This is a genomic window from Cryobacterium sandaracinum (assembly GCF_004403415.1).
GTDB lineage: Bacteria > Actinomycetota > Actinomycetes > Actinomycetales > Microbacteriaceae > Cryobacterium > Cryobacterium sandaracinum.
Genome location: NZ_SOGO01000024.1, coordinates 90,086 through 113,187, shown reverse-complemented (window position 1 = coordinate 113,187; position 23,102 = coordinate 90,086). Strand labels below are relative to the sequence as shown.

The window sequence follows — 23,102 nt, the reverse complement described above, 5'->3', positions numbered from 1 at the left end:
GGGTGGTTCAAGGGGTTCGGGTGGATCCGGCGTGCGATGGAGCAGACATTCGGTGGAGCAGGTGTTGGCGAGGGTCAGGCACCCCCACGCGGGGGGTACGGGCCGTGCTCGACACTCAATCAGCCGGGGACGGTGGTGTCGAGTGCTTTTAAGACCTGTGGATAACCCGGGCAGGATGTTGGTCGTGCGGGCTAACTTCGGGACTGTGCGCTGGGACAACCTTTTCGACGACCTCGAGGGGCAGCTCGAACACGAGTTGCACGCCGAGGAGATCGACCTGCGCGCCGAAGAAGAACGGTTGCGGCTGGGTCGGCTGTCTCTGCGTAACCGATTGACCAACCTCGCGCGCACTCCCGCCGTCGCCGCAGATCCCCGGAAGGGATCAGAGCCCTGGACCGGGTCGGTCCCCGGTGCGGGTGTGCTGCGGATCGTGCTCGCGACGGGGGAGACGATCGCCGTGCGGCCGACCACATTCGGGCGGGATTGGCTGGCGGGTGACCTGCTGGACTCCGTCTCCGACGGTTCCCAGTGCGTGCTCCCGCTGGCCGCCGTGGCCGGGGTCGTCCTGCGCCGGGGGGAGATCCCCGGATCGCTCGGCACCGAGCCCGAATCCGCAGCCCGGGTCGTGGACCGCATCGGCCTGGCGTTTGTGTTGCGAGACCTCTGCCGACGGCGCTCCAACTTGGAGGTGCACACCCGTGCGGGTGTGCTCCCCGGCACCATCGACCGGGTGGGCCGGGACCACATCGACCTGGCCCTGCACGCGCCGGGTACCCTGCGCCGCGAAGCGGAGGTGCACCAGTACCGCATCGTGCCGGTAGGCGAGATCCAGCTCGTACGGCTGCCTTAACCCTCTGGCCTAACCCTCTGGCCTAACCCTCTGGCCTAACCCTCTGGCCTAATCCTCTGCGCCAACGCTCTGCGCCAACCGTCTGCGCCAACGCTCTGCGCCAACCGTCTGCGCCAACCGTCCGCGCTGAGCCGCCGTGCCTTTCGCGTTCACAGCCCGCAGCAACTCGTCCGAACGAATTCGACGGAGATTTGAGTCTGAACAGCCCGTTTGGTCCCGAGAACGGTTGTTTGACCAAGAATCTCCGTCGAATTGGTTCAACGCCGGGGACAGCGGTCGGCCTGGATGAGCAGCGTGCCCCCGTGCGGTCAGCCCTGACCCTCCGGGAGCGGCACAACCACACGACGAGGATGCATCAATCTAGCCGGGTCAGTCGTCGGGACGGATGATCGTGCCGCCGGACAGCTCGGGGATGTTCCCGAAGTCCGACTGCTGCCACAGCGACATGCGCCGGGCTTCTTCGTACTTGGCCTCGATGAAAGACTCGAGCACGATCCGTTCGACCCGCCACACGCCCGCGCTGCCGGCCCTGATCGTGCCTGCGCCGCCCGCCGGGGTGCTCTGGGTGCCGAGCCGGATGGCCGGCAGCTCACCGGTGCGCACCAGCTCCAGCACCTCGGCCACCGTCAACGAGAGGATCTCCGCGGTGTCGGCCAGGGTAAGGAACCGGCCCACACTGGAAGCAGCCCCGGAATCGTTCATGGATCGATTATCCGTCGGCGGGCGGGCCCTAATCGGGGCGGAGTGAGGCTGTGGATAACTTTCCCGCGTGGGGGCGAAGACGACCACGATGGACGTCGAGGCGGATTCCCGGGTCAAACGGAGTTTCGAGTCGAAACTATTGAGTCGGCACCATCGATCCGGCTCCATCGAGTCAGCACCAATTGAGTCAGTATTGGGGAGGCAGGCGCCCGTGAGCAAGACCGCCAGGAACGCACGACCGAAATTCTGGTTCGATCCGCGTTTCGCGATCGGGCTGGCGCTCGTGGTCGCCGCCGTCGGAGGCGTCTATCTGATCGTCTCCGCCGCCGACCGGTCCACGGCGGTGTTCACCGCGCGCTCGGCGCTCGCCGTCGGGGACCGAGTGGAGGCATCCGACCTCGTGGCCACGCAGGTGCGGCTTGGTGTAACGGGAGACCTGTACGTGACCCCCGACGGGCTGCCGGATGACGGGCTGGTCGTCACCCGCACGATCGCCGCCGGGGAACTCGTGCCTGCGTCCGCGGTCGGGCGCACCGCCGGCACCGAGGTCACGAGCGTGGTCGTCGAGCTGACCAGCGCCCTGGCCTCGAACATCGGTCCCGGCTCCGTGGTCGACGTCTGGTCCGCCCGCAAAACGGACCCGAACACGTTCGGGCCGCCGACGGTGCTCGTCGACCAGGCCGCGGTCGTGCGTCTGGTCGAGCCCACGGGGCTCGTGGCGGGAGGCGGCATCCGAACACTTGAGATCCTGGTGCCGAAGGGAGCCGTCGCGGCGGTGCTGGAGTCCATCGCGAACCGCGACGCCATCGCGGTTGTGCCCGTCAACGCACCGCTGGAGAAGTAAACGTGGCCACCATCGCACTGGCACTCGACCGGAACACCGAAGACCGTCTGCTGATCGACATCATCGAGCAGGGCCATGTGATCGTGGCGCGTTCGACGACTGCGGGCGAAGTGATCCTCGCCCTGCGGCAGCGCGCGCCCGAGGTGGTGATCGTCGGAGCCGGCCGCAGCACGCTCACGGCCGAGCTGATCACCGCCTGCGACGCCCACGGCGCCCGGGTGATCGCGCTCGCCGCCAACGACCAGGACCGACGCAATGCGGCCGGGCTCGGCCTCTTCGACGTGGTCGACGCCGCCGCCGACTGGGCCGAGACTGAGGCGCTGATCGGCGCCGGGGTCGCCATTCCGCTGCGGGTCGGCGATCCGGCGGGCTTGCCCGGCACAAAACGGCAGGGCACGGTCATCGCCGTCTGGGGGCCGGCCGGCGCCCCGGGGCGCACCACTCTGGCGATCAACATCGCGGCGGAGATCGCCGCTGCCGGGCATACCGTCGCCCTGGCGGACATCGACACCTACAGCGGTTCGGTGGCGCCGAGCCTGGGGATGCTCGACGAGGCGCCGGGCTTCGCCGCTGCGTGCCGCCTGGCCGGCTCGGACAGCTTCACCCGGTCCGAATTTGAGCGCATCGCGCAGCGCTACAACTCACCACAGGGAGCCTTCTGGGTGCTCACCGGCATCGGGCGGCCATCGCGCTGGCCCGAGCTCTCCACCGAGCGGGTGACGCGCACCATCAACGCGCTCCGTGTCTGGGTCGACTACGTCGTGCTCGACACCGGGTTCAGCCTTGAGAGCGACGAGGAGATCTCCAGTGACCTGTTCGCCCCGCGCCGCAACGCGGCCACCCTGACGGGCCTCGGACTGGCTGACCACGTCGTCGCCTGCGGCCTCGCCGACCCGGTCGGGATGGCCCGGTTCCTGCGCGCCTGGGTGGACCTGGCCGAGGTGGTCACGACCGATCAGGTCAGCGTGGTCATGAACCGGGTGCGCCGGGGCGCGGTCGGGCTGGATGCGAACGGGCAGGTCGTATCGGCGCTCCGCCGGTTCGGCGGCATCGAGTCGCCGATCCTGGTGCCGCAGGACCAGGTGTCCACGGATGCGGCCATCGTCGCCGGGCGCACGCTGCGGGATGCCGCGCCGAAGTCCCCGGCGCGCACCAGCATCCGTCGCTTCGTGCGCACGGAGCTGCTGCCGGTGCCCGCGCCCGCCACGGGGCGACGGCGCCGGGAATCGAGATGGCGCCGGCCAGCGGTGGCCACCTGAGCCCACCGTCGGCGTCGAATCCCGCGTCGAACCCCGCGTCGACTTGCGCGTCGACCCTTGTGCCGACCCCGGTGCGGAAGGCCGCACCGGCGCTCATTCCTGAAGCGGGATCACCTCAACCCGGTCGCCGGGGCCCGTGACGACCAGCACCCGCTTTCCGGTTACGCCGGTGAGGGCCTGGGCGAGATGCTCCACCGTTGCCGAGCTACCGGCGCCGTCGGCGCGCTTCAGCACGAAGACGGCCGCGCCTCCGGTCGCTGCGCCGATTGCGAGGCTGAGGGGTTCCGGGTCGGCGTCCGTTACCAGGAGCACGCGGCCGATGGTGCGCGCCGGCTGCGGGGCCTCTGCACTCACCGAGCGGTCTCGTCGCCAGACAGAGAAATGATACCCAGCGGCGAGGCCGGTGGCTACCAGCAGCCCCAGCGAGGCCCGCACCCGGTCGATCACGCTGTCCCCGGTGAAGTCGCCGAGGGCGAACTCGAAGAGCCGGTAGCCGATCACCAGAAGCGTCACGATGGCAACGACCGCGCTCACGCCGAACACCAGGATCAGGTACACCCTTCGTCCCGTGGAGCGGACCTCCGCGGGGGAGAGCGGCGTCGCAGGCTGCCAGGCCAGCCACCACACCGGGCCGCCGACGACGAGGGCGCTGATGCCGCCCAGCAGGAGGGTTCGGGTTCCTGAACCGGCGAGCGGGGTGGTCGTGGCGGCGAGGATCGCGTTCACGACCACGCCCAGCCCGGAGGCCGCGGCCACGAGACCCACGCCGGAGGTCACAAGCTTCGTCGCCACCCTCGTCGTGTCCGACCGGGCCAGGGTCAGGCCCCGGTGGTAGCTCCAGACGAGTGCGCCGATGAAGGCGACCGAGACGCCGAAACCCAGTAGGTCGAGGATGTCGGTGACCGGGTCGGTGCGGTCGAAAGCCAGTCTGAGCAGCAGGAACAGCACGGTTCCGACCCCGCTCAGCGTCATGATGGCCGCCCCGGCCACGCCGACGGCCACGACCATTAGATCGGCGAGGCCGCCGCGCAGGTCGCGGGCCTGGCTGCGGATCCAGTGCCACCACCAGATGACCAGCCCGCCGGCAAACCAGATGAGCGCCTGGAGGGTCAACTCCCACCAGGGTTCGCCCGGGGTGAGGCTCGGTGCGGCGTCGACGGCGGCGTCGAGAAGAGAGCTGAGGGCCGTGACGGCGCCGCCCACCGCGATCACGAGACCGAAGACGGAACCGAGGATCGGGGCCACGGTGACCAGCTGGGTGGGGCTCTTCTCCTCGTGCCGGGACATCCACAGGTGCCAGACCCACACGCCGGCCCAGACCACTCCGGTGGCGAAGAGACGCGGTTGCCAGTCCCCGCGCACGAGCACGGCCGCCGTGGTCAGCAGGGCGGTGCTGAACGTGACAAGGGAGACCGTATACAGGCCGGCCAGGTAGAGCCCCCAGGCGACGGATGATCGTTCCGCGCCGTCCATTCGGCGCCACAGCACCCACCAGAGTACGGCCGCGAACGGGCCGGCGATGAGGGTGAACGCGAGCGAGCGGGCGAGCCCGGTGATGTCGCTGGAGGCAAGTGCGTTGCCGGTGTCGAGGAGGCGCCCGAGCAGTCCGCTCACTCCGATGGCGGCAATCACGACCAGGGCGAAGAGCAGAATGTATACGATCACCCGGCGTACCGTGGGCTGGGCCGCGCTCTCCCCGGATGGCGTCGATTTGCGCACCGCAATCACGATGCCGGCGATACCGCCGCCGATCACCAGGACGGCAACCAGCAGCACCACGCTGACCATCAGGAACCGGCCTTCGGATTCGGGCAAATGTTGAGTTCGTAGGGGGCGTCATCGATCAACCACGTGCCGTCGACGGCCACCAGGTCGAAGACACCCTGGGTCTCGTACTCGTCGACTCCGAAGGGGCCGCTGCCGTAGGAGGTGACGATGGACACCTTCACGTCGGCCGACTCGGCCCGCTCGGTGGTCGACACGAGAGTGACCCGCATGTTGTCGGTGGGGCCCCGGTCGAAGTCCTCGCAGCCATTGAAAGCGTCCTCGGTGAGGTACGCGCCAGCGGCCTGCTCGTCGCCGTCGATGACGGCCGCGGAATAGTCCTGGACGAGGCCTTCCGGGGTGTCGGCGTCAAGCTGTTCGGGTTCGCCGCCGGTGAAGACGACGATGAGGGCGATGACCACCAGCGCTCCGATCACGGACAGTAGGACAACCAGGGTCCGATCGGGCTTTCCATTTGCTGTGCTCATCTGTTCAGCATGGCCCAAACTACGAGACGGCACCACGACGGCGGTGGCACGTGTCCGGGGGACCTAGGCTATTGCTGTGTCGACGCTCAGTAATCTCGTACTTGCCCAGGGCCGCAGCAGTGCGGAGGATGTGGACTGGCTCCATATGCTTGTCGCGGATGGCCAGCTCCTGGCCGATCTCGCCTTCGCGGACATCGTCGTGTGGGTGCCCAGCAGCACCGGGAGCTTCGTGGCCGTCGCCCACGCCAGGCCGTCGAGCGCCGCCACCCTCTTCTATCGTGACTTCGTCGGGCAGAGCATCAAGGTCGAGTGGCGACAGCAGGTCACCGAGGCTTTCGAAACGGCGAGGATCGTCGACACCACGGCCCCCGACTGGTACGAGGAGACCCCTACCCGGGTTCGCGCGATCCCGGTGCGGCGGCGGCTCAGTTCCACGGGTTCCCAGATCTCGGACACGCCGGTGGCGGTGCTCACCCGGCACACCAACCTGAGTGAGGCGCGCACGCCGAGCCGGCAGGAGCTGACCTTCAACGACTGCGCCAATGACCTCTTCGCCATGATCGCTTCCGGCGATTTTCCCGATCTGGGCGCCCCCACCGGCCCGAGGCGCGGCGCCCCGCGCGCCTCGGACGGACTCATCCGTCTCGACGTCGACGGCGTGACCACGTTCGCGAGCCCGAATGCCCTCTCCGCCTTCAACCGAATGGGGTTCGCCGACGAGCTGGAGGGCGAGTCCCTCGCCGAGGTGACCACGAGCCTGCTCACTGGAACGGCGGTTGTCGACGAGACCCTGCCGCTCGTGGTCACCGGCCGGGCGCCATGGCGCACCGACGTGGAGGCCCGCGGCGTGACGGTCTCGCTGCGTGCCATCCCGATCCGCAACCGGGGCGAACGGATCGGAGCCATCGTGCTCTGCCGGGACGTCACCGAGCTGCGGCACCAGGAACGTGAGCTGATCACGAAGGATGCCACCATTCGGGAGATTCACCACCGGGTCAAGAACAACCTGCAGACGGTGGCCTCGCTCCTGCGGATCCAGGCGCGCCGCACGCATTCCGACACGGCCAGGGAAGCGCTCAACCAGGCGATGCGCCGCGTGGCCGCCATCGCCGTCGTGCACGACACACTGTCCGAGGGCCTCAGCCAGAAGGTCGACTTCGACGTGGTGTTCGACCGGGTGTTGCTGCTGATCATGGAGGTGGCGTCCGCGCACAACACGACGGCGCATCCGAAGTCGTCCGGCAGTTTCGGCATTCTTCCCAGCGCCTACGCGACGCCGCTCGCCCTCGCGCTGACAGAGCTCGTGACGAACGCCGTCGAGCATGGGCTGGCCGGACGCGAGGGGGAGGTGTCGATCGAGGCCGAGCGTAATGAGGAGACCCTCACCGTGCGGGTGCGGGACAACGGCACGGGCCTGCCGGAGGGCAAGGTCGGGTCGGGACTCGGAACCCAGATCGTGCGCACCCTGATCCAGGGAGAGCTTAGCGGCAGTATCGACTGGCACACCATGATGGGCAGCGGCACCGAAGTGACCATCGAGATCCCGCTGCGGTACATGCGCGAAGCGTAGCGCCGGGCGCGGGGTGACGCCGTGGGGTGTCGCCTCGGGTTCCGAGCGCGTCGCGCGCAACGAAGAAAGGCCCGGCTGTTCAGCTAGGCCTTTCTCTGTGATCCCGTGGTGCGGGGGGGGGGGCGTGCTAGGACGCGCGCCGGGCCCGGGCCGCGCGTCGCTTGAGCGCGCGACGCTCGTCTTCGCTCAGTCCACCCCAGACGCCGGAGTCTTGTCCGGTTTCGAGGGCGTACTGCAGACACACCTCGGTGACGTTGCAACGGGCGCAGACCGACTTGGCCTTCTCGATCTGGTCCACAGCGGGGCCAGTATTACCGACCGGAAAGAAGAGTTCCGGGTCGGCGGTGAGGCAGGCAGCTTTGTCGCGCCAGTCCATAGGGGTGCTCCTTTATTGCAGGGATGCCTGGCCGATTGGCCGAAGATGAAAGGCTGCCGATTGCAGGAAGGGTAGTGGATCTACTCGTTCAGATCGACTCACGTCCCTGTGAGCGTCAACCGGGCCTCAAAAATGATCGCATAATGGTGGAGTCAAATCAATAGTTTTGAATGGGATATCTCTGTGAATGCACGGTCAGACCACAGCGGCGACGACGAGAACCAGGCCGGCCGGGTGCGTCGGCCGGGGGCCGTGCTGCTCCTCGCTGCGATCCTCTGCGCGGAGGCCGCCCTCCTCTGGGTCGCGGTCGCGTGGCTCATTCTCGAGTTGCTGATCGCGACGCCGACCTCCCTGGCCACGGCCCTCGCCATCCTGGTGCTGGTGCTGATCGCCGCGTCCTGGGTAACCGCCATCGCGGTCAACTCCCTGCGGCGCCGGTCCTGGATCCGGGGCGCTGCCGTCACCTGGCAGATGGTGCAGATCGCCGTCGCCATCGGCTCCTTCCAGGGGTTCTACGCCCGGCCCGACCTCGGCTGGGCGCTTCTTCTGCCGTCGGTCGTGGTCCTCGTGCTGCTGTTCCAGCGGCGCGTAATCGCAGAAACGACGTCAGCGCGCTCCGAGGACGGCTTGCCGCAGTAGCGGCGCAGTAGCGGCGCAGCAGGGCCGCAGCTGGGCCGCTCCGGCTTCGGCAGCGGCGGGGTGGGTAAGACGTGCGTTCGAGCGCTCCGGGGGCCGGTAGGGGCCACCTGCGGCCGGTGGGGGCAGCGCAGGGACCGTGCCGGCCGCGTGGCGGCATCCGTTTGGTCAGGCCGGCAGGCCGAGCTTCTTGCGCAGGCTCGCGACATGGCCGGTGGCCTTCACGTTGTAGAGGGCTAGCTCGACCATGCCGGTCTCGTCGATCACGACGGTGGAACGCAGCACGCCCGTGACGGTCTTGCCGTAGAGGTTCTTCTCGCCCCAGGCGCCGTAGCCCATGTGCACCGCGAGGTCGGTGTCGCTGAGGAGCGCGAACGTGAGCTGCTCGGTCTCCTGGAATTTCTTCAGCTTGACCGGGGCATCCTTCGACACGCCGAGCACCTGGTAGCCGGCCGATGCCAGTGAGCTGAGGTTGTCGCGGAAGTCGCAGGCCTGCTTCGTGCAGCCGGGCGTCATCGCCGCCGGGTAGAAGTACACGACGACCTTCGAGCCGGCGAAATCGGCCAGCGACACGGCGTTCCCGTCCTGGTCGGACAGGGTGAACGGAGGGGCTTGGTCGCCGGTCGCGAGCCGCGTGGAATCGGTCATCCCCCCACGCTACTGGTCCCGCCTGTACCCATTTTCCGCCCATCCCTGATGAATTCGACGGTGATTTGGGGTCAGGCACCCGTTTTTTGGCCCTGCACGGCTTTCTAGAGCAAAATCTTCGTCGAATTCGTTCAATGCAGGGGCTGCTGGCTCGGGGTGGTGGGTGACAGGGGCTAGTGGGTGGGGGCGGCGGCGAAGGTGGCGAGCAAACGCTGCAGCGAGTCCAGGCGCACCTTGCCGGTCTCGCCAAGCTTGCCGGCGCTAACGGCCTCATTGATCGCGCAGTCGGGCGAGTTCGGCAGGTGGGTGCAGCCGCGCGGACACTTTTGGGAGATCAGGGCCAGGTCGGTGAAGGCCTTGAGGATGTTGTCGGTGTTGATGTGGCCGAGACCGAAGGAGCGCACGCCGGGGGTGTCGATGACCCAGCCCCGGCCGGCATCCGTTTGCAGTCGCAACGAGATGGTCGACGAAGACGTGTGCCGGCCGCGGCCGGTCACCGTGTTGACGACTCCGACGGCGCGGTGGGCGCCCGGCACCAGGGCGTTGACGAGAGTGGACTTGCCGACGCCGGAGTGACCGACGAAGACCGTGTCGTGGCCGACCAGGGCGGCGGAGATCTCCGCCAGCGGCATGGCGTCGTCGCGGCTCTCGAAGACGGGCAGGTCGAGGCCGGCGAAGTTGCGGAGGAAGGCGGTGGGGTCGGCCAGGTCGGTCTTGGTAATGCAGAGAATGGGATTCACGCCCGCGTCGTAGGCGGCGACGAGGTAGCGATCGACGAGACGGATGCGCGGCTCCGGGTTGGCGGCGGCCACCACGATCAGCATCTGGTCGGCGTTGGCGACGATCACTCGCTCCACGGCGTCGGTGTCGTCTGCGCTGCGGCGCAGCAGCGTCGTGCGCGGCACGATCCGCACGATCCGGGACAGGCTGCCCGGTGCTCCGGTCGTGTCGCCGACGATGTCGACGCGGTCGCCGGTGACGACGGCCTGCTTGCGCAGTTCGCTCGCCCGGGCGGCGGTCACTCGGCGCTCGGCAGGCAAGTTCTCGTCGAGCATGACGGTGTACCGGCCCCGGTCGACCGAGAGGATGCGCCCGGTCAGCGCGTTCTCGTGGTCGGGGCGGGTCTTGGTGCGCGGTTTGCTGCCCTTGCGGTTGGGGCGCACACGCACGCTCGACTCGTCGAACTCGGGCTCATCGTCGTCGGCACTCGCCCACCACGTCACGACGGGGCTCCGGAAACGAGCGTCGACCAGAGGTCGGTGAACTGGGGAAGGGTCTTGGCGGTCGTGTCGATGTTCTCGATCAGCACGCCGGGAACGAGGAGACCGATCAGCGCGCCCGCGGTCGCCATCCGGTGGTCGTCGTAGGTGTTCCACGGCCCACCGTGCAGCGGGCGCGGGTCGATCCGCAACCCGTCGGGCAGCTCGGTGACGGAACCGCCGAGCCCGTTGATCTCCGCGGCGAGGGCCGCCAACCGGTCGGTTTCGTGGTGCCGGATGTGCCCGATCCCGGTGATCGTGCTCGGGGACTCGGCCAGGGCGGCCAGGGCCACGAGCGTGGGCGCGAGCTCTCCGCCGGTCGACAGGTCGAGCTCCACGCCCCGGATGCGGCCGGTCCCGGAGACCGTGAGCCGGTCGCCCTCCCGAGACACCTCGGCGCCGAAGCGCGGCAGCAGGTCGGCCAGGTCGGCGCCGACCTGGGTGGTGGTCTCGGGCCAGCCGGAGATGGTGACGCTGCCCCCGGCCACGAGGGCCGCGGCGAGGAACGGCGCCGCGTTCGAGAGATCGGGTTCGATGTCGACCTCGGCGCCCTGGATCGGGCCGGGAGCCACGATCCACTCGCCGACGGCCGGACTGTGCACCGTGACGCCGCGCCGGGCCAGCGTGGCGATGGTCATCTCGATGTGCGGCAGGCTGGGCAGGCGCTCGCCGGAATGGCGCAGGTGCAGGCCCTGCCCGAAGCGCGGCGCGGCGAGCAGCAGGCCGGAGACGAACTGGCTCGACGTGGACGCGTCGATGGTGATCTCCCCGCCGACTAGCGTGCCGGTGCCGTGCACGGTGAAGGGCAGGGCGCCGCGACCGTCGTCGTTGATGTCGGCGCCGAGGGCCCGCAGGGACGAGATGGTGGTGCCCATCGGGCGGCGGCGTGCGCCGGCGTCCCCGTCGAAGGTGGTCGGCCCGAGGCCGAGCGTCGCGACCGGCGGCAGGAAACGCATCACGGTGCCGGCGAGACCGCAGTCGACGGTCGTCGACCCGAGCAGCTCCCCGGGGGTGATCCTCAGGTCGGAACCGAACTCTTCGGCGCCGGGGACCTCCTCGATGACGGTGCCCAGTTGACGCAGCGCCGCGACCATCAAGTCGCTGTCCCGCGAGTGCAGCGGGGCACGCAACAGCGACGGATGCGCGGCGAGGGCGCTGAGCACCAGCTCCCGGTTGGTCAGCGACTTCGACCCCGGCAGGGATACGGACGCTGAAAGCGGGCCGGCGGCCGTCGGAGCGGGCCAGCGGGCATCCGTCACCTCGGGCGACGTGTCGCCGTAGGGATCGAACTCAGGCTTGGAATATCTCGAGATCAACATCGGTTATCAGAATAGTCGGTGATGAAAGAGAGAGGGAGGCCAGGGTGACGCTGTCCATGGTGCTGGAGCGACCTGCGGTCGTTTCACGCGACGGCTTAGGATTGTCCGTGATGACAACCGATGCGATCGAAATGCGAGACCTGTTCGAAGAGCAGGCGCTGCCCTTTATCGACCAGCTGTACGCCGCGGCCATGCGCATGACGCGCAACCCCTCCGACGCCCAGGATCTGGTTCAGGAAACGTTCGTGAAAGCGTTCGCTGCGTTCAAACAGTTCGAGCAGGGCACCAATCTCAAGGCCTGGCTGTACCGCATCCTGACCAACACCTTCATCAACACGTACCGCAAGAAGCAGCGTGAGCCGTTCCAGGGCACCATCGACGATCTCGCGGACTGGCAGCTCGGCGGCGCGGAGTCCCGCACGGCGATGGCGAATCGTTCGGCGGAGGCCGAGGCCATCGACCACCTGCCGGACAGCGCCGTCAAGGACGCGTTGCAGTCCATCCCGGAGGACTTCCGGCTGGCTGTCTACTTCGCCGACGTGGAGGGGTTCTCTTACCAGGAGATCGCCGAAATCATGAAAACACCCATTGGCACCGTGATGAGTCGCCTGCATCGTGGCCGGCGCCTCCTGCGCGACCTGTTGGCCGGTTACGCCCTTGAGCGCGGCCTGGGAACAGCGGCGGGCCAGACTCGAACCGGGAGCACACCAGCATGACCGATTATGGCTGCGAGAAGGCCAAGGCCGAACTCGAGGAATACCTGCACAACGAACTGTGCGGCGAAGACGCGTCTGACATTCAGGAGCACCTCGCCCACTGCAGCGACTGCAGCGACGAGCACCTGGTCGGGCGCACACTGACCGAGGCCGTGCAGCGCGCATGCCGTGAAATGGCCCCCGAAGACCTGCGCGACCAGGTGTTGCTGAAGCTGCGCACCATCCAGTCCGCCCACTAGCCGATCGGCAGGTCGGCGTCCTCCTCACCGGCGTCGTCGATGTTCTTCTCCTCGGGGAGCGGCTCGTCGACCGAGCCGAGCACGAACAGGGCCCCGGTCGGGTCGGTGACCAGCGCGAAGGTGCCGAACTCCGCCGTCCACGGCTCACGGACGACCGTGCCGCCGAGCTCTGTCACGGTCGTGACGGCCGCGTGCACGTCAGGCACCCCGAGATAGAGCTGCCAGTGCGAGGGCACGCTGTCGGGCAGGTGTTCCGCGGCGTCGAAGACGCCCGTCACCATCTCACCCTCCGCCCCGATCGTGCTGTAGCGGAAGTCCTCCGTGTCGCTCAGGACGACCGGTTTCCAGCCGAACACCTCGGTGTAGAAATCGAGAGCGGCGGAATAGGAGCGAGTGTTCAGCTCGTGCCAGACCGGTGAGCCCGCCTCGCCGAAGACGTCGAAGCCGGTGAACTCGTCGGCCTGCCACACCCCGAAGGGCGCACCCGTCGGGTCCATCAGGATGGCCATGCGGCCCATGGTTCCCACCGTCATCGGCTCGGCCAACACGTCTGCGCCGGCCGCGCGGGCGGCGGTGACGGCGGCGTCGGCATCCGTCACCGACAGGTAGGTGGTCCACGCGTCGGGCAGTCGGGAACCCGGCTCCTGTGAGCTCATGCCGGCGACGTCCGCGTCGCCCTTCCGGAAGGTGACGTAGTTGCCGTACTCCAAACCGGAATCGCTGGCCGTCCAGCCGAACAGCCGCGTGTAGAACTCCCGGGCGCGCGGCAGGTCGGAGGTCATCAGGTCGGCCCAGCAGGGCTGACCGGTTCGGTTCGCGTGCGGTGCGGGCATGGCGGATCTCCTTGTCGGTGGCCGATGCGTCGGCGGGCGGTGCGGCCAGCCTAGATGAGTGAGTCCTGATAGCCGAGGGGCGATAGGGGTTCGCGGTTCCGAAACGGTTGTTCCCGGTGCTGATGCCGGGCGATCAGGGGACCGTGACGCTGGATGAAGTGTGGCCCGCCGTGTCTTTCGAGTCCGAAGCCGTGCAGTAGCGCTGTCCCGAACGAATTCGACGGAGATGCCGCCCCAAATCAACCCAAAACATCCGGAAATGCTGTTTTGGAAGAAAATGTCCGTCGAATTGGTTCGACGCCGGGTCATGACCAGCGCTGCGCGGTCGTCGCCTCTGATCTTGCGGGGGTGACACAGCCCGTCGATCAGGCCTCACCCGTCGAGGACTGGGCCGTAGCGTCCGGTGCGGCCCATTCTGTCGAACGGTTCTGCCGGTCGGCGCAGGTCACAGGGTAAGCGCCTGGCGTAGTAGTTCGGCCTGCTCGACCGCGTGACGCTTCGCCGAGCCCGCCGCCGGCGACGCCGACGCCGCCCGGGAGAACAGGGTCACCGGGCGCGGGCCCAGCTTGTTCGTCTCGAGGTAGAAGAACGGCCAGGCACCCTGGTTCTCCGGCTCGTCCTGCACCCAGGCGAGTTCAGCGTCGGGGTACTGGTCTGCGACCTGCTTGAGTTCGAAGGCGGGCAGCGGGTAGAACTGCTCCAGGCGAACCAGCGCGATCTCCGGGTTCGGGTTCTTGTCGAGTTCGGCGAGCAGGTCGTAGTAGAGCTTGCCGGCCAGGAACAGCACCCGCTTGACGCGCGGCTTGTCGGTGATCCGGGCGTCGTCGATGACCGGTTCGAACCGGCCGGTGGTGAAGTCGGCCACCTCGCTGGTCGCGCCGCGCAGGCGCAGCATCGACTTCGGAGTGAAGACGATCAGCGGGCGCCGCGGGCGCATGTAGGCCTGACGGCGCAGCAGGTGGAAGTACGACGCGGGCGTCGACGGGCGAGCGACGGTCATGTTGTCTTCCGCGCACAGCTGCAGGTAGCGCTCGATCCGGGCGGACGAGTGGTCCGGCCCCTGGCCCTCGTAGCCGTGCGGCAGCAGCAGCACAACGGATGAACGCTGGCCCCACTTCTGCTCGGCGGAGGAGACGAACTCGTCGATGACCGTCTGGGCACCGTTGGCGAAGTCGCCGAACTGCGCCTCCCAGAGCACCAGGGCGTCGGCGCGTTCCACCGAGTAGCCGTACTCGAAGCCCATGGCCGCGTATTCGCTGAGCAGCGAGTCGTAGATCCAGAACCGGGCCTGGTCTTCGCTGAGGTTCGCCAAGGGCAGCCATTCCTGGCCGTTGATGCGGTCGTGCAGCACCGCGTGACGTTGCACGAACGTGCCGCGGCGGGCATCCTGGCCGGCGAAGCGCACCGGGGTGCGCTCGAGCAGCAGGGAGCCGAGGGCGAGGAGTTCACCGAAGCTCCAGTCGATTTTGCCGTTGCGACTCATGTCGTTGCGCTTCTGCATCAGCTGCTGCAGCTTATTGTGCACGGTGAAGCCGGCGGGCTTGTTCAGGAAGGCATCGCCGATCAGGTGCACGACCGCTTCGGGCACCCCGGTCGTGGCCGGTTCCCCGACCGCGTCGTCGTGCTTGTCGGTACCGTGCTTCTCGGCACCGATGCCCTGCGGCGCGGCACCGGCCGCGCTGACGATCGGGATCGACGAGGACTGCGCCGCGTGCGTCTCCATGAACGCGCGCTCGAGGCGGTCCTGGAAATCCGCGTGCGAGGCCTCGTATTCCTCCTGCGTGATGTCGCCGCGACCGACGAGAGCCTCGGTGAAAAGCTTCCGGACGGAGCGCTTGGCCTCGATCAGGTTGTACATCAACGGCTGGGTCATCGAGGGGTCGTCGCCCTCGTTGTGCCCGCGGCGGCGGTAGCAGACGAGGTCGATGACGACGTCCCGCTTGAATTCCTGACGGTAGGCGAAGGCGAGCTCCGCGACCCGCACCACGGCCTCGGGGTCGTCCCCGTTGACGTGGAAGATGGGCGCCTGGATGGTCTTGGCGACATCCGTCGAGTACACCGAGGTGCGTCCGTCACCGGGCAGTGTGGTGAAGCCGACCTGGTTGTTGACGACCAGATGGATGGTGCCGCCGGTGCGGAACCCGCGCAGTTGGGACATCTGGAGCGTCTCCAGGACGATGCCCTGGCCGGCCATGGCCGCGTCGCCGTGCACGAGGACGGGGAGGGTGGAGAAGGTGCCGATCGGCTTGCGGTCCTGCTTGGCGCGCACGATGCCCTCGAGGACGCCGTCGACGGCCTCGAGGTGGGACGGGTTCGCGGCCAGGTAGACCGGCATCTCCGTGCCGTTGGTGGCACGGAAGGTGCCCTCGGTGCCCAGGTGGTACTTGACGTCGCCGGAGCCCTGCACGGTGCGGGGATCCTGCGTGCCCTCGAACTCGCGGAAGATCTGACCGTAGGTCTTGCCTGCGATGTTGGTGAGCACGTTCAGGCGCCCGCGGTGGGCCATGCCGATGCAGACCTCGTCGAGGCCGGCATCCGCGGCACCCTGCAGGATCGAGTCGAGCAGCGCGATGGTGGACTCGCCGCCCTCGAGGCTGAACCGCTTCTGGCCGACGTACTTGGTCTGCAGGAAGGTCTCGAAGGCCTCCGCCTCGTTGAGCTTGCCGAGGATGCGCATCTGCTCGTCATGCGTGGGCTTGACGTAGCTCTTCTCCATCTTTTCCTGCATCCACTTGCGCTGGGCAGGGTCCTGGATGTGCATGTACTCGATGCCGGTCGTGCGGCAGTAGGAGTCGCGCAGCACGCCGAGGATGTCGCGCAGGAGCATCAGGCGTTTGCTGCCGAACCCGCCGGTGACGAACTCGCGGTCCAGGTCCCAGAAGGTCAGCCCGTGGTTCGAGATTTCCAGGTCGGGGTGGGAGCGCTGCGTGTATTCAAGCGGGTCGATGTCGGCCATCAGGTGGCCGCGCACGCGGAACGCGTTGATGAGCTCCTGCACGCGGGCGGTTTTGTCGACGGCGCTGGCCAGGTCGACGCTGATGTCGGGCGCCCAGTGGATCGGGTCGTACGGGATGCGCAGGGCCGAGAAGATGTCCTCGTAGAAGTTGTGCTGCCCGATCAGGAGCTCGTGCACGATCTTGAGGAATTCGCCCGAGCCGGCACCCTGGATGACCCGGTGGTCGTAGGTGCTGGTCAGCGTGATGGTCTTGGAGATGGCGAGGCCGGTCAGGGTCTTGCCGCTGGAACCCTGGAACTCGGCCGGGTAGTCGAGGGCGCCGGCGCCGATGATGCAGCCCTGGCCCTTCATCAGGCGCGGCACGGAGTGCACCGTGCCGATGCCACCGGGGTTGGTGAGGGAGACCGTGGCGCCGGAAAAGTCATCCGCCGTCAGCTTGCCTTTGCGGGCCCGGGTGACGAGGTCTTCGTAGGAGGAGAGGTACTCGCCGAAGGTCATCGTGTCCGCGCGCTTGATGGCCGGGACCATCAGGGAGCGGGTGCCGTCGGGCTTGGGCAGGTCGATCGCGATGCCGAGGCCGACGTGCGCGGGGGCGATGACCGAGGGCTTGCCCTCGATCTCGTTGTAGTAGACGTTCTGGCTGGGGAACATCTTCAGCGCCTGGATCAGCGCCCAACCGATCAGGTGCGTGAACGACACCTTGCCGCCGCGCGAGCGCTTCATGTGGTTGTTCATCACGATGCGGTTGTCGATGAGGAGCTTCGCCGGGATGGTGCGCACGCTGGTGGCCGTGGGCACGGTCAGGCTGGCCGCCATGTTCGCCGCGAGGCTCTTGGACATGCCGCGGAGCGGGGTGACGACGTCGACCTCGGTGGCCTCGGCGGCGGTCGGCTGCGAGTTCGTGATCGGAATGTCGGCCGGCACGGGGACCCGCTTGGGCGCGCTGGACGTCGTGCGCGCGGTGCGCTGCCCGCCGACGACGGGGATGGGTGCCGTGATCGGGGCCGGCTCCGCCGCTGAGGCGGCCGGGGTTGCGGGGGCGCTTGCCGCGGGCGTGGTCACGTCGGGAGCGATCACGGCGGGCGCGTCGCCTGCGGGTGCGCTGCTCGCGGGAGCCTCTGAACCGTCGCTGCGGCCGTTCGCGGTCCGGTGGTAGCTCTCGAGGACGGGCCACCAGGACTCGTCCACCAGCTTCTTGTCGACGAGGTACCGTTCGTACAGTTCGTCGACGAGCCACTCGTTCGCTCCGAATTCACCCGACGTCGTCTCGTCGGATCCACTACCGGTCAACTGGCTTGACACAGCCGGTTCCCACTCTCTACGTTGATTTTGAATGTCCAGAGCGGTCGTGCACGCCCGGCGCGGTCTGCTCGTCCAGCCTAATCCCCTCGGGCCTGGCTGCGGGCATCCCCGCGGGGCGCTAGCGTTATTTCCATGCAGTTCTATGGAGCGGTACCCAGCCACGACCTCACGTATTCCGACGTCTTCCTTGTGCCGAGTCAATCGGATGTGAGCAGCCGCCTCGATGTCTCCCTCGCCCCGGGCGACGGCAGCGGCGCCACCATCCCCATCGTCTCGGCGAACATGAACTCGGTCACCGGGCCGCGCCTGGCGGCCGCGCTCGCTCGCCGCGGCGGGCTCGGCGTGCTGCCGCAGGACATGCACCTGCAGGATCTCGACGCCGCGATCCGCTGGGTCAAGGCCCAATCCACCCGCTTCGACACCCCCTTCAACTTCGCCCCGGGGGACACCGTGGCGCTCGCCCTGCGGCAGGTGCCGGCTGTGGCCGGCCAGGGATTGGTCATCAACGACCAGAACGGCGATTACCTGGGTGCCATCGACGCGTCCCGGCTGGCGACGGCGCTGCCCGACGCGCTCCTCGGAGACCTCCTGCACGGCACGATGACCTCCCTCGACGCCGACGATATCGAAGGCCCGCGCCGCGCTTTCGACGTGATGACCGCGGCCGAGCTCGACTTCGCCACCGTGCAGCACCACGGCCGGGTGATCGGCACCCTCAGCCGCAAGAGCGCGCTTCGCTCCACCCTGTATCAGCCCGCGCTGGACGCGCAGGGCCGACTGCGCGTGGCCGCGGCGGTCGGCATCAACGGCGACATCGCGGCCAAGGCCCGGGCGCTCGTCGCCGCGGGGGTCGACGTTCTCGTGATCGACACCGCGCACGGCCACCAGGGCGGCATGACGCGGGCGATCGAGATCGTCGCCGACCTGGGCCTCGGCATCCCCATCGTGGCCGGCAACGTCGTGACCGCGGATGCCGTGGGTGACCTCGTCGGCGCCGGCGCCACCATCGTAAAGGTCGGCGTCGGCCCCGGCGCCATGTGCACCACGCGCATGATGACGGCGGTCGGCCGCCCCCAGTTCTCGGCCGTGCTCGAGACCGCGGCCGCCGCCCGGGAACTCGGAGCGCACGTATGGGCCGACGGCGGGGTGCGCTACCCGCGCGACGTGGCGCTCGCGCTCGCCGCCGGCGCGGCATCCGTCATGATCGGATCCTGGTTCGCCGGCACGATCGAGGCACCCGGCCTGCTCGATCGGGACGCCGCCGGCGGCATTTACAAGGAGAGCTGGGGGATGGCCTCCACCAGGGCTGTGCGCCAGCGGTTCGACCGCCTCGACGCCTACGGGCTGGCCCGCAAGACGCTCTTTGCCGAGGGGATCTCCAGCTCGAAGATCTACCTGGACCCGCTGCGGCCGTCCGTCGAGGACCTGCTGGACATGATCACCTCCGGCGTGCGCAGCTCGTTCACTTATGCGGGCGCGACCTCGGTCGCGGAGTTCCACACCCGTTCGCTGGTCGGGATCCAATCGGCGGCCGGCTACGAGGAGGGCAAGGCCCTGCCCGTCTCCTGGTAGAGGTGGGGGGCCTGACACCCGAGAACGACTCGTGGCCTCGGTGCCGGGCGGTAGACTGAGCGGAATAATGGACGACCCCCCTCCTGCGCATGCGCCCGGTTTCTCGCCCGGAAATTCTTCCCGTCACCCGAACGGCGTCTCGGTCATGAACTTCGGCGCCGCCGTCGTCGAGGTCCGCCATGTATGAGTGGATCATGCTCGCCGCGGGGCTCCTCCTCACCATCGGCACCGGCCTGTTCGTCGCCAGCGAGTTCGCCCTGGTCAACCTGGACCGGTCGGAGCTCGAGGCCCGCCGCGATCGAGGAGAGACCCGACTCGGCCTGACCATCGCCGCACTCAGGATCACCTCGACGCACCTCTCCAGCGCCCAACTGGGCATCACTCTCACCACCCTGCTCACCGGTTACACCATGGAGCCGGCTCTGACCATGCTGCTGTCGCCGTCGCTGATCGGCCTGGGGCTGTCCACGGCGGTGGTGCCGGTCGTCGCGGTCACGACCGCGGTCATCGTCGCCACACTCGCCTCGATGATCATCGGCGAGCTGGTGCCGAAGAATTTCGCCCTCGCCCTGCCCGTGCAGACCGCGAAGCTGGTCATCCCGTTCCAGACACTGTTCACGACCGTGTTCAAACCAGCCGTCGTCGTGCTCAACGGCAGCGCCAACGGTGTGCTGCGGTCGATCGGGATCGAGCCGAAGGAAGAGCTGTCCGGGGCGCGCACCGCGGAGGAGCTGTCCTCCCTCGTGCGGCGCTCGGCCAGTGCCGGGCTGCTGGAGAAAGACACCGCCACACTCCTGCACCGCACGCTGCTCTTCTCCGGGCATACCGCCTCGGACGTGATGACGCCCCGCCCGCGGGTGGCCAGCATCGAGCGCACCGCCTCCGCCCAGGCCGTCATCGACCTCACCCGCCAAACCGGGTATTCCCGCTTCCCAGTCGTCGACGAGGGCGTCGACGATATCGTCGGGATCGTGCACGTGAAGCAGGCCGTGGCCGTTCCCCGACGTCGCCGGGCGGATGTCCCGGTATCGGCCCTGCAGTCCGAGGCCATCCGGGTGCCCGAGACCATGAAACTCGACGGACTGCTGATCGAGCTGCGCGGCCGCGGTTACCAGATGGCCATCGTCGTCGACGAATACGGCGGCACGGCCGGAGTGGCCACGCTCGAGGACCTGGTCGAGGAACTCGTCGGAGAGGTTGCCGACGAGCACGACCGCACCCGCGCCGGTGTGGTGTTGTCTACCGACTCTCTGACATTCCCTGGCATGCTCCGCCCGGACGAGCTGCTCGACCGCACGGGCATCGTGATCTCGGAGGACGGCCCCTACGAAACCGTGGGTGGGTTCGTGATGAGCGAATTAGGTCGCCTGCCCGTGGTCGGCGACGTCGTGCAGCTGGCCGGCGGCGTGCTGTCCGTGGAACGCCTCGACGGCCGACGGATCGACCGGCTCCGCTTCACACCCTGCAGCGAGCCCGTCGAGCCCGAGGAGGGCGGCGAGCCTGCCCGGGGTGACCGCGGTACCAGGACCGACAAGAAATCCGAAAAAAAGTTGGACAAAAAGGGTGACCGCAAGAAGAACGGCACGGAGCGCACGGTGAGTGACAATGAGTGACTGGGCGGGGCTGGTCTGGCTGGTCGTGCTGCTCGCGGCCAACGCCTTTTTCGTCGCCGCGGAATTCGCGGTTATCTCCGCGCGCCGGTCCCAGATCGAACCTCTCGCCGAGGCCGGCAAGAAGCGCGCAATCACAGCGCTGTGGGCGATGGAACACGCCACCCTCATGTTGGCGACCACCCAGCTGGGCATCACGGTCTGCTCGCTGCTCATCCTGAACGTCTCGGAGCCGGCGATCCACCACCTGCTCGAGATCCCGCTGGGCCTGACCCCGCTACCGGAGGAGGCCATCGGCGTGATCGCCTTCGTGATCACGCTGCTGCTGGTCTCCTACCTGCACGTCGTGTTCGGTGAGATGGTGCCGAAGAACCTGTCGTTCTCCATCCCCGACCGGGCCGTGCTCGTGCTCGCCCCGCCGCTCGTCTTCTTCGGCCGCCTGGTCAAGCCCGTGATCGTGACGCTCAACGCCACCGCCAACCTGGTGGTGCGAATGTTCGGGGTCCAGCCCAAGGAGGAGGCCACCAGCACCTACACGTTGGACGAGGTGGCGACCATCGTCTCCCAGTCGACCCGGGAGGGCGTGCTGCGGGACGGCACCGGGGCACTCAGCGCCACGTTCGAGTTCACCACCCGCAAGGTGCGGGACGTCGCGGTGAACCTCGACGGCCTGATCAGCCTGCCCGAGGCGGCCACCCCCGCAGACGTGGAGAAGGCCGTCACCAGACACGGTTTCTCCCGTTATGTTCTGGTGAACGAGTCCGGTGAACCAACCGGGTACGTTCACCTGAAGGACGTCATCGACCTCGACGGCGACACGGCCACCTCGGTCGGGCAGGGCAGCTACGCGGAGCCGATCCCGGGCAAGCGCATCCGTTTGCTGGCGTCGATCTTCGAGGACACCGACCTCGAAGATGCCCTGGCCACCATGCGGCGTTCCGGCGCGCACCTGGCGCGCTCGTTCACCGCGACCGGTGAGACCGTGGGGGTGCTGTTCCTCGAGGACATCATCGAAGAGCTGGTCGGCGAAGTGCAGGACGCGACCCGCCGCCTGTAGCCGTTCTCAGGCGGCCGGCCACCGGGCGCGCAGGTACTGCGGCGGCCAGTAGTCCACGCCGGCGCCGAGCTCGTGGGCGGCCCGCAGCGGGAAGTGCGGGTCGCGCAGGAGTTCGCGGCCCAGAAGGACCGCGTCGGCCCGGCCGGATGCCACGATCTGCTCGGCCTGGTGCGCGGTGGTGATCAGCCCCACGGCGCTGACCCGCACGTCCGCCGCCGTTTTCACGTGCTCGGCGAGCGGCACCTGGTAGCCGGGACCCAGCGGGATGCGCACCCCGGTCACGTTGCCGCCGGAGGAGATGTCGAAGAAGTCGGCCCCGGCGGCCGCGGCCCAGCCGGCGACCTCGGCCGTCTCGTCTTCGGTCCAGCCGCCCGGGGTATAATCCGTGGCGGAGAACCGCACGAACAGGGCGCGCTCCTCGCCGATGGCCGCGCGCACGGCGGCCACGACCTGAAGCAGCAGGCGGGCCCGGTTCGGCAGCCCGCCGCCGAACCCGTCGGTGCGCCGGTTGCTCAGCGGGGACAGGAACTGGTGCAGCAGGTAGCCGTGCGCCGCGTGCAGCTCCACGACGTCGAACCCGGCCTCCACCGCCCGGAGCGCGGCGGAAGCGAACCCGTCAACGATTCCCTGGATGCCCGCGGCATCCAGGGCCACGGGCGGTGCGTAGCCGGGGAACGGCACGGCCGAGGCCGACACGGTCGGCCAGCCGCCGTCATCCGTCGCCATAGTGCCGTGCCGGTCTCCGCCCCAGGCCGGCCAGACGGAAGCCTTGCGCCCCGCGTGGGAAAGCTGGATGCCGGCCTTCGCGCCCTGCGCATGAAGGAAGGCCACGATCGGTGCCCAGGCGGCGGTCTGTTCCGCGTTCCAGAGGCCGGTGTCGGCGTGGGAGATGCGGCCCTCCGGGCTGATCGCGGTTGCCTCGACCAGGATCAGGCCGGCGCCGCCCGCGGCCAGCGCGCCCAGGTGAACGAGGTGCCAGTCCCGCGGGACGCCGTCTTTCTCCCGCACCGCGTATTGGCACATCGGCGCCGCCCAGATGCGGTTGCGCAGGGTGACGTCGCGCACGGTGAACGGTTCGAACAGGGCGGTAACAGCCACGGAT

General features: G+C 68.4%; 20 protein-coding genes. 10 read left to right on the top strand and 10 right to left on the bottom strand.

The genetic code is table 11. The features are described 5' to 3' along the window. The first annotated feature begins 184 nt into the window (after window positions 1-184). Window positions 185-850, top strand: a complete 666-nt coding sequence (locus tag E3T25_RS08470) for a hypothetical protein (RefSeq protein ID WP_241980740.1) — start codon at window positions 185-187, stop codon at window positions 848-850. Window positions 851-1,219: 369 nt separating this feature from the next. On the opposite strand, the gene E3T25_RS08465 is transcribed toward E3T25_RS08470, so the two are convergent. Further along, the gene (locus E3T25_RS08465; RefSeq protein ID WP_134373630.1) at window positions 1,220-1,552 is read right to left on the bottom strand and encodes a helix-turn-helix domain-containing protein; all 333 of its coding nucleotides are present in this window, start codon (window positions 1,550-1,552) and stop codon (window positions 1,220-1,222) included. Between the two features lie 211 nt (window positions 1,553-1,763). Here E3T25_RS08465 and E3T25_RS08460 point away from each other — a divergent pair, with 211 nt between their 5' ends. After that, complete coding sequence (locus tag E3T25_RS08460; protein ID WP_104099850.1) at window positions 1,764-2,396, top strand: hypothetical protein; 633 nt, start codon at window positions 1,764-1,766, stop codon at window positions 2,394-2,396. Between the two features lie 2 nt (window positions 2,397-2,398). Then, window positions 2,399-3,655: a CpaE/TadZ family protein gene (locus tag E3T25_RS08455; RefSeq protein ID WP_174842999.1), complete on the top strand. Its 1,257-nt coding sequence runs from the start codon at window positions 2,399-2,401 to the stop codon at window positions 3,653-3,655. 93 nt (window positions 3,656-3,748) lie between these two features. Here E3T25_RS08455 and E3T25_RS08450 read toward each other — a convergent pair whose 3' ends face one another. Together E3T25_RS08450 and E3T25_RS08445 are read right to left on the bottom strand one after the other, a co-directional pair. After that, window positions 3,749-5,470: a DUF5671 domain-containing protein gene (locus E3T25_RS08450; protein ID WP_241980738.1), complete on the bottom strand. Its 1,722-nt coding sequence runs from the start codon at window positions 5,468-5,470 to the stop codon at window positions 3,749-3,751. Next, the gene (locus E3T25_RS08445) at window positions 5,443-5,907 is read right to left on the bottom strand and encodes an LpqB family beta-propeller domain-containing protein (protein WP_134373628.1); all 465 of its coding nucleotides are present in this window, start codon (window positions 5,905-5,907) and stop codon (window positions 5,443-5,445) included. Before E3T25_RS08445 ends, E3T25_RS08450 begins: the two co-directional genes overlap by 28 nt. A gap of 76 nt (window positions 5,908-5,983) precedes the next feature. Here E3T25_RS08445 and E3T25_RS08440 point away from each other — a divergent pair, with 76 nt between their 5' ends. Beyond that, on the top strand, window positions 5,984-7,477 hold the full coding sequence (locus E3T25_RS08440) for a sensor histidine kinase (protein ID WP_134373626.1): 1,494 nt from the start codon (window positions 5,984-5,986) through the stop codon (window positions 7,475-7,477). Between the two features lie 127 nt (window positions 7,478-7,604). On the opposite strand, the gene E3T25_RS08435 is transcribed toward E3T25_RS08440, so the two are convergent. Next, window positions 7,605-7,853, bottom strand: a complete 249-nt coding sequence (locus tag E3T25_RS08435; protein WP_035837005.1) for a WhiB family transcriptional regulator — start codon at window positions 7,851-7,853, stop codon at window positions 7,605-7,607. Window positions 7,854-8,036: 183 nt separating this feature from the next. Between E3T25_RS08435 and E3T25_RS08430 the strand changes: the two genes are divergently transcribed. Next, window positions 8,037-8,492 (top strand): hypothetical protein, encoded by a 456-nt coding sequence (locus E3T25_RS08430; RefSeq protein ID WP_233191224.1) that lies wholly within the window; start codon window positions 8,037-8,039, stop codon window positions 8,490-8,492. Between the two features lie 165 nt (window positions 8,493-8,657). On the opposite strand, the gene bcp is transcribed toward E3T25_RS08430, so the two are convergent. From bcp to aroA, 3 genes are all read right to left on the bottom strand, one after another. Next, window positions 8,658-9,137 (bottom strand): thioredoxin-dependent thiol peroxidase, encoded by a 480-nt coding sequence (gene bcp, locus E3T25_RS08425; RefSeq protein ID WP_134373624.1) that lies wholly within the window; start codon window positions 9,135-9,137, stop codon window positions 8,658-8,660. A gap of 173 nt (window positions 9,138-9,310) precedes the next feature. Then, window positions 9,311-10,360 (bottom strand): ribosome small subunit-dependent GTPase A, encoded by a 1,050-nt coding sequence (rsgA, locus tag E3T25_RS08420; protein ID WP_104099854.1) that lies wholly within the window; start codon window positions 10,358-10,360, stop codon window positions 9,311-9,313. Continuing rightward, the gene (gene aroA, locus E3T25_RS08415) at window positions 10,357-11,715 is read right to left on the bottom strand and encodes a 3-phosphoshikimate 1-carboxyvinyltransferase (protein ID WP_134373622.1); all 1,359 of its coding nucleotides are present in this window, start codon (window positions 11,713-11,715) and stop codon (window positions 10,357-10,359) included. The genes rsgA and aroA overlap by 4 nt, the downstream gene beginning before the upstream one ends. 110 nt (window positions 11,716-11,825) lie before the next feature. Between aroA and E3T25_RS08410 the strand changes: the two genes are divergently transcribed. Next, window positions 11,826-12,431 (top strand): sigma-70 family RNA polymerase sigma factor, encoded by a 606-nt coding sequence (locus E3T25_RS08410; RefSeq protein WP_233191227.1) that lies wholly within the window; start codon window positions 11,826-11,828, stop codon window positions 12,429-12,431. Next, window positions 12,428-12,670 (top strand): zf-HC2 domain-containing protein, encoded by a 243-nt coding sequence (locus E3T25_RS08405; RefSeq protein WP_104099857.1) that lies wholly within the window; start codon window positions 12,428-12,430, stop codon window positions 12,668-12,670. Before E3T25_RS08410 ends, E3T25_RS08405 begins: the two co-directional genes overlap by 4 nt. Here the strand turns inward: E3T25_RS08405 and E3T25_RS08400 are convergent. Both E3T25_RS08400 and E3T25_RS08395 read right to left on the bottom strand, forming a co-directional pair. After that, a complete protein-coding gene (locus E3T25_RS08400) occupies window positions 12,667-13,503 on the bottom strand; it encodes a VOC family protein (protein ID WP_134373620.1) in 837 nt (278 codons plus the stop codon). The genes E3T25_RS08405 and E3T25_RS08400 overlap by 4 nt on opposite strands. 445 nt (window positions 13,504-13,948) lie before the next feature. Then, window positions 13,949-17,761 carry a multifunctional oxoglutarate decarboxylase/oxoglutarate dehydrogenase thiamine pyrophosphate-binding subunit/dihydrolipoyllysine-residue succinyltransferase subunit gene (locus E3T25_RS08395; RefSeq protein WP_134373618.1) on the bottom strand — a complete coding sequence of 1,271 codons (3,813 nt, stop codon included), beginning with the start codon at window positions 17,759-17,761 and terminating at the stop codon, window positions 13,949-13,951. Window positions 17,762-17,893: 132 nt separating this feature from the next. Here E3T25_RS08395 and guaB1 point away from each other — a divergent pair, with 132 nt between their 5' ends. The 3 genes from guaB1 (at window position 17,894) to E3T25_RS08380 (ending at window position 22,000) form a co-directional block, all read left to right on the top strand. Further along, on the top strand, window positions 17,894-19,333 hold the full coding sequence (gene guaB1, locus E3T25_RS08390; protein WP_134373616.1) for a GMP reductase: 1,440 nt from the start codon (window positions 17,894-17,896) through the stop codon (window positions 19,331-19,333). Window positions 19,334-19,512: 179 nt separating this feature from the next. Further along, window positions 19,513-20,946, top strand: a complete 1,434-nt coding sequence (locus E3T25_RS08385) for a hemolysin family protein (RefSeq protein WP_134373614.1) — start codon at window positions 19,513-19,515, stop codon at window positions 20,944-20,946. After that, window positions 20,939-22,000, top strand: a complete 1,062-nt coding sequence (locus E3T25_RS08380; RefSeq protein ID WP_104170217.1) for a hemolysin family protein — start codon at window positions 20,939-20,941, stop codon at window positions 21,998-22,000. Before E3T25_RS08385 ends, E3T25_RS08380 begins: the two co-directional genes overlap by 8 nt. Window positions 22,001-22,006: 6 nt before the next feature. Here the strand turns inward: E3T25_RS08380 and E3T25_RS08375 are convergent, their stop codons facing one another. After that, window positions 22,007-23,098 carry an NADH:flavin oxidoreductase/NADH oxidase gene (locus E3T25_RS08375; protein ID WP_134373612.1) on the bottom strand — a complete coding sequence of 364 codons (1,092 nt, stop codon included), beginning with the start codon at window positions 23,096-23,098 and terminating at the stop codon, window positions 22,007-22,009. Window positions 23,099-23,102 lie beyond the last annotated feature (4 nt).

Excerpts from the sequence above, each read along its gene's own strand:
- E3T25_RS08380 (WP_104170217.1), top strand. The coding sequence starts at position 20,939 with ATGAGTGACTGGGCGGGGCTGGTCTGGCTGGTCGTGCTGCTCGCGGCC.
- bcp (WP_134373624.1), bottom strand. The coding sequence starts at position 9,137 with ATGACCGATTCCACGCGGCTCGCGACCGGCGACCAAGCCCCTCCGTTC.
- E3T25_RS08465 (WP_134373630.1), bottom strand. The coding sequence starts at position 1,552 with ATGAACGATTCCGGGGCTGCTTCCAGTGTGGGCCGGTTCCTTACCCTG.
- E3T25_RS08400 (WP_134373620.1), bottom strand. The coding sequence starts at position 13,503 with ATGCCCGCACCGCACGCGAACCGAACCGGTCAGCCCTGCTGGGCCGAC.
- aroA (WP_134373622.1), bottom strand. The coding sequence starts at position 11,715 with ATGTTGATCTCGAGATATTCCAAGCCTGAGTTCGATCCCTACGGCGAC.
- E3T25_RS08435 (WP_035837005.1), bottom strand. The coding sequence starts at position 7,853 with ATGGACTGGCGCGACAAAGCTGCCTGCCTCACCGCCGACCCGGAACTC.
- guaB1 (WP_134373616.1), top strand. The coding sequence starts at position 17,894 with ATGCAGTTCTATGGAGCGGTACCCAGCCACGACCTCACGTATTCCGAC.
- E3T25_RS08385 (WP_134373614.1), top strand. The coding sequence starts at position 19,513 with ATGTATGAGTGGATCATGCTCGCCGCGGGGCTCCTCCTCACCATCGGC.
- E3T25_RS08405 (WP_104099857.1), top strand. The coding sequence starts at position 12,428 with ATGACCGATTATGGCTGCGAGAAGGCCAAGGCCGAACTCGAGGAATAC.
- E3T25_RS08445 (WP_134373628.1), bottom strand. The coding sequence starts at position 5,907 with ATGAGCACAGCAAATGGAAAGCCCGATCGGACCCTGGTTGTCCTACTG.
- E3T25_RS08410 (WP_233191227.1), top strand. The coding sequence starts at position 11,826 with ATGACAACCGATGCGATCGAAATGCGAGACCTGTTCGAAGAGCAGGCG.